This is a genomic window from Winogradskyella tangerina (genome assembly GCF_003260205.1).
Classification (GTDB): domain Bacteria; phylum Bacteroidota; class Bacteroidia; order Flavobacteriales; family Flavobacteriaceae; genus Winogradskyella; species Winogradskyella tangerina.
The window spans coordinates 257,088-269,169 of the sequence record NZ_QERF01000001.1; the positions used below are offsets into that span (position 1 = coordinate 257,088).

General features: G+C 37.9%; 8 protein-coding genes. 7 read left to right on the forward strand and 1 reads right to left on the reverse strand.

Annotated elements, in window-relative coordinates; all coding sequences use genetic code 11:
* Position 1: 1 nt before the first annotated feature.
* Positions 2–1,294, reverse strand: coding sequence for a site-specific integrase (locus tag DDY94_RS01190; protein WP_111682193.1), 1,293 nt, complete (start codon positions 1,292–1,294; stop codon positions 2–4).
* A gap of 602 nt (positions 1,295–1,896) precedes the next feature.
* Here DDY94_RS01190 and DDY94_RS01195 point away from each other — a divergent pair.
* From DDY94_RS01195 to thrA, 7 genes are all read left to right on the forward strand, one after another.
* Positions 1,897–2,790 carry a branched-chain amino acid transaminase gene (locus tag DDY94_RS01195; RefSeq protein ID WP_111682194.1) on the forward strand — a complete coding sequence of 298 codons (894 nt, stop codon included), beginning with the start codon at positions 1,897–1,899 and terminating at the stop codon, positions 2,788–2,790.
* The gene (gene ilvD, locus DDY94_RS01200) at positions 2,787–4,466 is read left to right on the forward strand and encodes a dihydroxy-acid dehydratase (protein WP_111682195.1); all 1,680 of its coding nucleotides are present in this window, start codon (positions 2,787–2,789) and stop codon (positions 4,464–4,466) included. Before DDY94_RS01195 ends, ilvD begins: the two co-directional genes overlap by 4 nt.
* 61 nt (positions 4,467–4,527) lie before the next feature.
* Positions 4,528–6,264, forward strand: a complete 1,737-nt coding sequence (gene ilvB / locus DDY94_RS01205; RefSeq protein ID WP_111682196.1) for a biosynthetic-type acetolactate synthase large subunit — start codon at positions 4,528–4,530, stop codon at positions 6,262–6,264.
* A 2-nt stretch (positions 6,265–6,266) separates the two neighbouring features.
* A complete protein-coding gene (gene ilvN, locus DDY94_RS01210; RefSeq protein WP_111682197.1) occupies positions 6,267–6,797 on the forward strand; it encodes an acetolactate synthase small subunit in 531 nt (176 codons plus the stop codon).
* A gap of 12 nt (positions 6,798–6,809) precedes the next feature.
* Positions 6,810–8,309, forward strand: coding sequence for a ketol-acid reductoisomerase (ilvC, locus tag DDY94_RS01215; RefSeq protein ID WP_111682198.1), 1,500 nt, complete (start codon positions 6,810–6,812; stop codon positions 8,307–8,309).
* A gap of 37 nt (positions 8,310–8,346) precedes the next feature.
* Positions 8,347–9,615: a threonine ammonia-lyase gene (gene ilvA / locus DDY94_RS01220; protein WP_111682199.1), complete on the forward strand. Its 1,269-nt coding sequence runs from the start codon at positions 8,347–8,349 to the stop codon at positions 9,613–9,615.
* A gap of 19 nt (positions 9,616–9,634) precedes the next feature.
* Positions 9,635–12,082: a bifunctional aspartate kinase/homoserine dehydrogenase I gene (gene thrA, locus DDY94_RS01225; protein WP_111682200.1), complete on the forward strand. Its 2,448-nt coding sequence runs from the start codon at positions 9,635–9,637 to the stop codon at positions 12,080–12,082.

Sequence of the window (12,082 nt, forward strand, 5' to 3'; positions counted from 1 at the left end):
TTTATCTGAAAAATTTACTGTCCGCAATTTTTACAGCTCTTTCTTGAGGTGTAACCTTAATATATTTATAGAACTCTCGTTCCGTCGAATGTCCGCTTATTGCCATAATATCAATGACTGGCATCTTTGTCAAGTATGCATTAGTACAAAATGACCGTCTTGCCGTATGCGATTGAATAAGACTATATTTCGGTACAGTATGCTCTATCACCTTTCCATTCATCTTTCTTTCCAAAGGAATCTCACTATCAATTTTCGCTTTTCTACCAACCTCTTTTATGAACTCATTGATGTCGGGTGCATTCAATTCAGGCGGTGGATTACCGCCATATCGGTCTTTGAAAATTTTCTTCAATTTTGGGTGTAGAGGTACAAATAGCTTCTTACTTGTTTTCTTTTGCTTAAATTCAATGACTTCTGTTCCTTGAAACTTTTTAATTTGATTTTGTACTATGGGATTATAATCTGAAACTCGTTGTCCTGTATAATATCCAACTAAAAAAATATCTCTGGCCAATTCCCAATCCTTAGTTTTTGACAAATCAACATCATAAATGGCATCTATTTCTTCTTCTGTTAAATAAATGGAAACAGTATCTTCAGATAGAGCTTTAAATTCTCTGTGTTTGTATTTTAAACTTGAATTGTAACCCTCCTCTGTAGCTGAATTTAAAATTGTCTTTAAGTTTTTTATATGCTTCCCGATGGTATTAGTTGTATAATTATTCTTTTCTAAGTATTTAATGAACTCATAATAGAAGTCTAAATCAATGGTATTAAAGTCTAATGAGTAACCCAATTCATTGCTAAAATCTCGAAGCCTATTTACTGTTTGTTTATAAGATCTTACAGTTACAGGACTTAGTTTAGCACTAGTAATACTTTTAGACAGACTTTCCTTTCTTAAAATAAAGCTGTCTGCATATTGAAAGAAAGACTTCGGTATTGATACATCCTTCTGTTCACCTCTAATAATTTTTTGCAACAGTGATTTAAGGATTGATTTATTAGTCCTTTCGACATCATCTAGATTTACGGTCTCCTTTACAAATTCCGCTAAGTATTTTGCTAAATCAGCATTAACTGATTCTCTATTTTCAATTGTAGAAATAGCCCTGATTCTTTGGTTTGAGTCATCCCAATATTTTGGATTCACCTTATAACCAGTAGAAAATTTGATTCTATTGTTTCGCCCAAAACTATAATCTAATATTATTGATGTTTCCTTCTTTGCATTTGGCTCTTTTAACCTGTATTTTGCTGTTCCAGAAGTAAGTTTTATAGTCTTAGTCATATTTTAATATTATAAATTAAGAGAGACAACAAAAGGGACAACATAATGTTGAATCATTGTTATTTCAAATATAACTATTTTATACTACAATAACTTTAAATTCAATAATAACAGAGGTTTAAAACATTTTTGATTAAAATAAGATAACATAGCTTAAACTAAAAAATGGTACTGGAGGCACCACCAGAAGCGCAAAACCCACTCAAACGAGTGGGTTTTTTGGTTTAGACGATATAATGCTTGCATTAAAAATCGAATAAAGCAAAAAACTAGCTGCCACAGTAGCGTGGTTTTGCATTTGCAAAATTGGTTCCGAAGGAACATATAACTCATGAATCCTGGAGGCACCACCAAAAGCGCAAAACCCACTCAAACGAGTGGGTTTTTTGGTTTATAATCCTTAAAATCACCTCTTTTTACTTCAAAATCAGCACTTTCCTAATTAATAATTCAATTTGGGTATTGTATTTTAATCAATTTAATTAATTGATAATAAGATATTTAGCTATTTTTTTTAACACTTGATTTTAAGCTAGACTACAAAGTTGAAGGCAATAACCTACAACAATCAATTAATTTCGATGGTTAAATAATTAATTTCCATGTATTCTAAAGATAATAGCATCATTTACCAAAACGGTAAATTCATTAATCCAAAGTCTGCAACAGGCGATATCTACAGTCAAACACTTCATTATGGAAATGGTGTTTTCGAAGGTATTAGAGCCTACAAAACAAATGCTGGTACTAAGATCTTCAAAGCCAAAGAACACTATGAGCGCTTGCACTATGGCGCTAAGGTGATGAACATTCCATTTCAATATACCATCGATGAACTCATTGACATTACTTATAAATTGCTTGAGCTTAATGAGCTTCAGGATGCATATATCAGACCAATTATAACTACAGGCGCCAATATGGGACTAGGCTCATCTGATGAATCTACACTGATCATTCAATGTTGGGAATGGGGTAAACTCATGGGCGATAAACTCCTAAAAGTTAGAACCTCATCTTTCCAGAGACCTAACCCTAAGTCGTGTTTTGTTGACGCCAAGGTCACAGGACATTACATCAATTCCATATTAGCGAGAAATGAGGCTAGTGCTTCACACTATGACGAAGCGATTCTTTTAGATATGAATAATAATGTTGCTGAGTGCTCTGGCGCCAATGTATTTATTGAAAAGGATGGCAAACTATTTACGCCTCCGAAAGGTCATATAATGCCTGGAATTACTAGAACTACAATCATTGAACTTTGTCAGGAAGTAGGCATTCCAGTAGAAGAAAAACACTTTTCCTTGGAAGAAATGAAACAGGCTGATCATGCTTTTTTTACAGGTACGGCCGCAGAAGTTGTTGGACTTAAATCTATCGATGAATATCATTTTCCAAAATCATGGGAAAGCACACTCGGTTACAAATTAATGCACCTCTATAAACAAGAAGTCTTAGGTGAACGTTCTAAAAATCTTTCAAAAGCAGTATGAGTTCATTAAATAAATACAGTAAAACGGTTACGCAAGATCCAACACAACCTGCTGCACAGGCCATGTTGCATGCCATCGGTTTAACCAAGGAAGATTTTGAAAAACCTATCGTCGGAATTGCAAGCACCGGTTATGAAGGGAATCCGTGCAATATGCATCTCAATGACTTGGCCAAATTAGTAAAGGAAGGAACTCAAAAGGAAGATGTCGTAGGCTTGATCTTTAATACCATTGGTGTAAGCGATGGAATTTCCATGGGAACACCAGGAATGCGTTACTCCTTGCCATCTCGCGATATTATTGCCGACTCTATGGAAACAGTGGTGCAAGCCATGAGTTATGATGGTTTAATAACTGTAGTGGGTTGCGACAAAAATATGCCGGGTGCATTGCTCGCCATGATAAGATTGAATCGACCTTCAATTTTAGTTTATGGTGGCACGATAGATTCAGGGTGTCATAATGGTAAAAAACTAGATGTGGTTTCTGCTTTTGAAGCTTGGGGAAGTAAGGTTGCTGGGACCATGACCGAAAACGAATACCAAAGCATTGTAGAAAAAGCGTGTCCGGGTGCAGGTGCTTGCGGTGGTATGTATACCGCAAATACTATGGCATCATCAATCGAAGCCTTAGGTATGGCATTACCATTCAATTCTTCGAACCCAGCATTGAGTGACGATAAAAAGCAAGAGTCCAAAAGAGCCGGCGAAGCTATTCGTGTTCTTTTAGAAAAAGACATAAAGCCTTCAGATATTATCACCAGAAAATCTTTAGAAAATGCCATCAGATTAGTGACCATCTTAGGTGGTTCTACTAATGCAGTGCTTCACTTTTTGGCAATTGCCAGGGCAGCTCAGATTGATTTCACACTTAAAGATTTTCAAAATATAAGCAACAATACACCGTTTTTGGCTGATCTGAAGCCTAGCGGAAAATACCTTATGGAAGATGTTCATGCTATAGGCGGTATTCCTGCGGTTCTAAAATACCTTCTCAAGAAAGGCCTACTACATGGCGATTGCCTCACCGTAACCGGAAAAACATTAGCGGAAAACTTGTTAGATGTTGAAGACCTTACAGAGGGACAGGATGTGATTAAACCCATCGAAAAACCAATAAAAATTTCTGGGCATCTAAGAATGCTCTACGGAAACCTCGCTACAGAAGGCAGTGTTGCCAAGATTACGGGTAAAGAAGGCTTGAGCTTTAAAGGAAGAGCTAAAGTATTTGAAGGTGAATATGCCGCTAATGACGGTATTAGAGATGGAAAAGTTGAAAAGGGCGATGTAGTTGTTATTCGCTATGAAGGTCCAAAAGGCGGTCCGGGTATGCCAGAAATGCTCAAACCAACCGCAGCCATTATGGGTGCTGGTTTAGGAAAAGATGTAGCCTTAATTACTGACGGACGATTTTCGGGTGGTACACATGGTTTTGTGGTTGGCCACATTACTCCTGAAGCGCAAGAAGGTGGCAACATCGCATTAGTTGAGGATGGCGATATTATCACGATCGATGCAGAAACCAATACTATTTCAATGGAGGTATCGGAAGAAGAATTACAAAGAAGACGTCAGAACTGGGTAGCCCCAGAATTGAAATTTGAAAGAGGTGTCCTCTACAAATATGCGAAAACTGTTTCTTCAGCCTCAAAAGGTTGTGTAACAGATGAATTTTAAACATACGATTACTAGCAAATAGAAATCCTGAGCTTGCAATGGATCTCGAAATATAAATGAGATGAAAGAAACTCAAACCTTACAAAATCAAATTGAAAGTAAAGCAACGACTGAACGCATTTCAGGAAGTGAGGCCATCGTAAGATGTCTCCTTGAAGAAGGCGTTAAAGTGCTTTATGGTTATCCTGGTGGCGCCATCATGCCGGTTTATGATGAGCTTTATAAATATCAGGACAAGATCCATCACGTACTTACCAGACATGAGCAAGGCGCAACTCATGCGGCTCAAGGCTATGCGAGGATTTCTGGAGAAGTTGGTGTGGCCATCGCGACATCAGGACCAGGAGCAACAAACCTCATTACTGGTATTGCCGATGCGCAGATCGACTCCACACCTATGGTTTGCATCACTGGGCAGGTACCTTCAAATCTCTTAGGAAGCGATGCCTTTCAAGAAACTGATATCGTAGGTATTTCAACACCCATAACAAAGTGGAATCATCAAATTACTAAAGCATCTGAAATTCCGGAGGTTATAGCAAAAGCCTTTTACATTGCCAAAAGCGGAAGGCCAGGACCAGTACTAATCGATATCACTAAAGATGCACAGTTCGAGGAATTCGATTATAAATACGAAAAGTGCAAGGGCATCAGAAGTTATAAGCCTATACCAGAAACCGATAGATCATCTCTCGAACAGGCTGCGGGACTTATTAATAACGCTAAGAAACCTCTTGTTGTTTGGGGACAAGGCGTTATCCTCGGAAAAGCTGAGGAAGAATTTAAAGCCGTTATTGAAAAGGCAGGAATTCCTTCTGCATGGACCATATTAGGTGCTTCTGCAATTCCTACATCTCATCCTTTAAACGTAGGAATGGTAGGTATGCATGGCAACTATGCGCCAAATGTATTAACCAATGAATGTGATGTTTTAATCGCTATCGGAATGCGATTCGATGATCGTGTAACTGGGAATCTGGCAACCTACGCTAAGCAGGCGAAAGTGATTCATTTTGAAATTGATCCGGCTGAAGTTGATAAAAACGTCAAAACAGATGTTGCAGTTTTAGGTGACGCCAAACAAAGTTTGAAAGACCTCTTGCCATTATTGAATGCAAATTCACATCATGAATGGCATCATAAGTTCAAAGACTTATATGAAATAGAATTTGAAAAGGTCATCAAAAATGACTTACACCCAACAAAAGAAGGTCTTACAATGGGTGAAGTTTTAAAAGAGATCAACAAACAAACCAAAGGTGAAGCTGCAATAGTAAGCGATGTTGGTCAGCATCAAATGATCGCATGCCGCTATGCCGAATTCAATACAACAAAAAGTAACATTACCTCTGGTGGATTAGGTACAATGGGCTTCGGGTTGCCAGCGGCAATCGGAGCAAAAATGGCTGCACCAGAACGCGAAGTTATCTCTATTTGTGGTGATGGCGGTTATCAAATGACCATTCAAGAATTAGGAACTATTTGCCAGCAAAGGGCCGCTGTAAAAGTGGTAGTACTCAACAATGATTTCTTAGGTATGGTTAGACAATGGCAGCAGTTATTTTTTGACAAGCGCTATGCTTCTACCGAGATGACCAATCCAGATTTTGTAGCCATCGCCAAAGGGTACTATCTGAATGCAAAACGTGTAACCAAACGCGAGGAACTCCCCAGCGCAGTAGAAGAAATGATAGCAAGTAAAGAACCTTACTTCCTAGAAGTATGTGTAGAAAAAGAAGATAATGTATTCCCGATGATACCTTCAGGTGCCTCGGTTTCAGATATAAGATTAGAGTAATTATGGACAAAGAAATCAAACATTTTACGGTTTCAATTTATACCGAAAATAATATCGGTTTATTGAATAGAATTTCTGCGATTTTCCAACGTAGACATATCAATATTGAAAGTCTGAATACGTCCAGATCAGAAATTGAAGGCGTTTCAAGATTTACACTTGTAGTTGATATTACAGAAGATCAGATGAAGAAGATCATCGGACAGCTTGAACGTCAGGTTGAAGTGATCAAGGCCTACTATCATACGGATGAGGAAACCATTTATCAAATTTCAGCCATTTTCAAAATTAAATCTGATTTATTATTCGAAGAACGTCAGATTCAAAATATAATCAAAGAAAGTAACGCAAGAATCGTTACGGTGAACAAGGAATTTTTCGTTCTTGAAAAATCAGGAAGAAAACAAGAGATCGATCTCTTACATCGCGAACTCAGTGCCTTTGGTATTATGCAATTTGTACGTTCGGGTCGTATTGCAGTTACAAAAAACGAAATGAAAATATCACAAATGCTTGAAGCATTTCAACATTAAAAATTAAAGACAATGTCAAATTATTTCAACACATTATCATTAAGAGAACAGTTAGAGCAATTAGGAAAATGCCGTTTTATGGAAGCTTCAGAATTTGAAGATGGTGTAAAGGCATTATTAGGAAAGAAAATTGTAATCGTTGGTTGCGGTGCTCAAGGCCTTAATCAGGGATTAAATATGAGAGATTCTGGTTTAGACATTTCTTATGCATTACGCCAACAAGCCATAGACGAACAAAGAGCATCTTATAAAAATGCAACGTCTAATGGTTTTACAGTTGGTACCTACGATGAGTTAATTCCAGAGGCAGATTTGGTATTAAACCTTACTCCAGATAAACAACACACCAATGTTGTCAAGGCGGTAATGCCTTTAATGAAACAAGGGGCAACTTTAAGCTATTCCCATGGCTTCAACATCGTTGAAGAAGGCATGAAGATTCGTGAAGATCTTACAGTCATTATGGTGGCACCAAAATGTCCTGGTACTGAAGTGCGCGAAGAATATAAGCGTGGATTTGGTGTTCCGACTTTAACAGCGGTTCACCCAGAAAACGATCCAGAAGGAAAGGGTTGGGCGCAAGCAAAAGCTTACGCCGTTGCCACAGGTGGTCATAGAGCCGGAGTGTTAGAGTCTTCATTTATTGCTGAAGTAAAAAGTGATTTGATGGGTGAGCAAACCATATTATGTGGGTTATTGCAAACGGGTGCAATTCTGTCTTTTGACAAAATGGTTGAAGAAGGTATTGAGCCAGGTTACGCAGCGAAATTAATCCAGTTCGGTTGGGAAACTATTACTGAAGCTTTAAAGCACGGTGGAATTACCAACATGATGGATCGTTTATCAAATCCGGCAAAAATCAAAGCTTTCGAATTATCAGAAGAATTGAAAGACATTATGCGTCCATTATTTGAAAAACATATGGATGATATCATCTCAGGGCACTTCTCAAAGACGATGATGGAAGACTGGGCGAATGACGATGTCAACCTTTTAACCTGGAGAGCCGCAACTGGTGAAACGGCCTTTGAAAAAACGACGTTAACTACAGATCATATCAGTGAGCAAGAGTACTTCGACCATGGTGTGCTTTTAGTTGCATTTGTAAAATCTGGTGTTGAATTGGCCTTTGAAACTATGGTAAGTGCAGGTATCATCGAAGATTCAGCATACTACGAGTCTTTACATGAATTACCTCTAATCGCTAACACCATTGCAAGGAAGAAATTATTTGAAATGAATCGTGTGATCTCTGATACTGCTGAGTATGGTTGCTATTTATTCGACCATGCATGTAAGCCATTGTTGGAAGATTTCATGAAGACCATTGATACTACAGTAATCGGAAAACCTTATGCCACTTCTAACGGAGTTGACAATATTGAACTTATTGCTGTCAATGACGCTATAAGAAATCATCCGATCGAAGCCGTTGGAGAACGTTTAAGAGCAGCAATGACTGCAATGAAAACAATAAAAACGGCGGCAGTTCAAGATTCGGTATTAGTATAATAATTAACAATGAGAATTCAGTTGAGAATTCATCCTAATGGACCATACAACTACTACATATAAACCTACGCTTGAAGCTGTTCAATTTGCGGCCGAAAAACTTCAGGGTATTGCATCGGTGACACCCTTGGTAAAAAACGATCGCTATTCTAAGCACTTTGGCGCTAATATCTTCTTTAAAAGAGAGGATTTGCAGGTGGTGCGTTCTTATAAAATACGAGGTGCTTACAATAAAATTTCATCTTTGAGTCCTTCACAAATTGAAAATGAAATTGTTTGTGCTAGTGCAGGCAATCATGCGCAAGGTGTAGCTATGTCTTGTAAACTCTTGAAAATAAAGGGGACAATTTTTATGCCTTCGCCCACACCGAAGCAAAAAATCGATCAGGTTAAAATGTTTGGTGAAGATTATATTGATGTGGTTTTAGTCGGTGATACTTTTGATGACGCCTATGCTGCGGCCATGGAACAATGCGAACGCCTCAATAAAACCTTTATTCATCCCTTTAATGATGAAAAGGTTATTGAAGGACAAGCTACAGTTGGACTAGAAATATTCAATCAGGCTAAGGAAGAACGCATCGATTACGTTTTTGTTCCTGTTGGTGGCGGTGGACTTTCAGCAGGTTTATCGAGCGTTTTCCAAATGCTTTCACCTAAAACCAAAATTATAGGTGTGGAGCCAAAAGGGGCGCCTTCCATGTTAACCTCTATTCAGAATGACAGGAATACAACGCTCAACACAATCGAGAATTTTGTAGATGGTGCCGCAGTGAAACGTGTTGGGGAGCTTAATTTCGCAATTTGTAAATCTACTCTGAATGAGGTTGTTGTGGTAGATGAGGGAAAAATTTGTCAGACCATTTTAGACCTTTATAACAAAGATGCTATAGTGATTGAACCTGCAGGTGCGTTGAGTTTATCCGCGTTGGAACAATTTAGCGAAGTCATCAAAGGTAAAAATGTGGTTTGTGTGATCAGCGGAAGTAACAACGATATTACCCGTACTGCAGAAATCAAAGAGCGAGCGTTATTGTATGCAAAACTGAAGCATTATTTTATTATCAAATTCCCACAGCGCGCTGGTGCGTTGCGCGAATTTGTAACGACCATTTTAGGTCCTGAGGATGACATTACCCATTTTGAATACACTAAAAAAGTAAATCGTGAAAACGATGTTGCCGTCGTTGGACTGCAATTAAAATCACCCGATGATTTACAACCACTTATCACGAAAATGAAGCTTCATAACTTTTTTGGAGATTACCTCAATGATAAGCCCGATTTGTTCCAATTTTTAATATAATTGCTAAAAAATAAGTTAAGTGAAAGTACTTAAGTTTGGCGGCACATCAGTTGCCAATGCCGAGAATATAAATAAGGTAATTAATATCGCAAAAACCGAAGCGAAAAATGAAACGATCGCCGTGGTGGTCTCGGCTTTTGGTGGCATAACGGATGAGTTATTAAAAGCGGGAGAACAAGCTACTCATAAAGACCTTAGCTATGTAGACACCTTTGAAGGAATTAAGGATCGTCATCTTAAGACGGTGAAGCAATTACTTCCAAAGAAGAAAAGTGAGATCGTAAATTTAAAGGTAAAAGACCAGCTCAAGGCTTTATATGATCTGCTTCAAGGGATTTACCTCATCAATGAATTTTCAGATAAAACAAAGGACAAGATTCTAAGTTATGGCGAACTTTTATCTTCTTATATCATTTCCGAAGCTTTAAAAGAACAAGAAGAATCTTCAGACCTGAAGGATAGCCGTACATTGATCATAACCGATTCGAACCATACACAGGCTAACGTTAAAAAAGATATCACTTATAAAAATATTAAGGAATATTTCGACACATCGAAAAACAGAATTACCATTCTGCCGGGATTTGTTTCAAAAAGTGAAACTAATAATACAACGACGCTTGGTCGCGGCGGATCGGATTATACAGCTGCATTAATAGCAGCCGCTGTTGATGGTTCAGTTTTAGAAATTTGGACAGACGTCAGCGGTATGTTTACGGCTAACCCGAAATTGGTCAGACAAGCATTTCCAATTGAAGAAATATCCTATCAGGAAGCCATGGAGTTATCTCATTTTGGCGCTAAAGTCTTATATCCACCAACGGTGCAGCCAACGCTTCAAAAGCGCATTCCGATATTAATCAAAAACACATTTGAACCAGATGCAGAAGGCACATTAATTTCGAAAGATCCAAAAAATATTAATGGTCCTGTGAAAGGCATTAGCCATGTTGAAAATATTGCCCTGCTAACGCTTGAAGGTAATGGTATGGTTGGTGTTCCTGGGTTTTCGAAACGACTGTTTTCAGTATTGTCAGTCAATCAGATCAATGTTGTTTTAATTACTCAAGCCTCATCTGAGCACTCAATTTGTGTTGGTGTTTTTAGTGATGATGCCAAGAAGGCGAAAAAAGTGGTTGATGAAGAGTTTGCTTATGAAATTTCATTAAAGAAAATTAAGCCCCTACTGGTAGAAACTGATCTTGCAATTGTTGCCGTCGTCGGTGATAATATGAAAAATCACCAAGGTATTAGTGGACGCATGTTTAGAGCTCTAGGACAGAATAATGTGAATGTTAGAGCTATAGCTCAAGGCGCGTCAGAGCGAAATATCTCGGCAGTCATTGCACATAAGGATATTAAAAAGGCCTTAGTTTCGCTACATAATGTATTCTTTGAAAAACAAATAAAAACCCTCAATCTTTTTGTTGTTGGAATTGGTAACGTGGGCGGCATCTTGCTCGAGCAAATTAAAAAACAACAAGAGTATCTTAGAGATCATCTCCTTCTGAATATTAGAGTTGTGGCTATTAGCAATTCTAGAAAAATGGTTTTCGATACAAACGGCATTGACCTGAAAGATTGGAAATCGCAAATTGAAGCAGGAACAAAAAGAACACACCAATCATTTTTTGAAACTGTAAAATCACTCAATTTAAGTAACAGTATTTTTATTGACATCACTGCGAATGAAGAAGTAGCTGCAACTTACACTGATTATTTTAAGCAAAGTATCTCCGTAATTGCCTGCAATAAAATAGCCTGTTCATCCTCATACGATTCGTATAGATCACTAAAAGTACTATCTAGAAAATATGGTGCTTCTTTCCTATTCGAAACTAACGTCGGAGCAGGTTTACCAGTGATCAGCACCTTAAATAACCTCATCGATTCAGGTGATGAAGTTGTTTCAATTCAAGCGGTACTTTCAGGTAGTTTAAATTTCATATTTAATCATTTCGATGAAGAAAACAGTTTCCATGATATTGTAAAACAAGCTCAAGAGGAAGGTTATACCGAACCTGATCCAAGAATTGACCTAAGTGGTGTTGACGTGGCTCGAAAAATCTTAATTCTTGCTAGAGAAGGCGGATTCCAATTAGATCTCGATGACATTGAGAATAATTCATTCTTACCTGAGACAAGCTTAAATGCTGACTCTGTTTCCGATTTCTACGAGACCCTAAAAACGGAGGCTTCACATTTTGAAAAGTTATATGCATCAGCACAAGAGAATGATGCCCAACTAAAATATGTTGCAGAGTTTAACAATGGTAAGGCTAAAGTTGGATTGAAGGAAGTTGACAAGGATCATCCATTTTACAATCTGAAAGGAAAAGATAATATCGTATTATTCTACACTAACCGTTACCCCGAACAACCTTTGATCATAAAAGGTGCGGGCGCGGGTGCTGAAGTAACAGCTTCAGGTTTGTTCGCAGATATTATTACCTTAGGAAAAAACTAA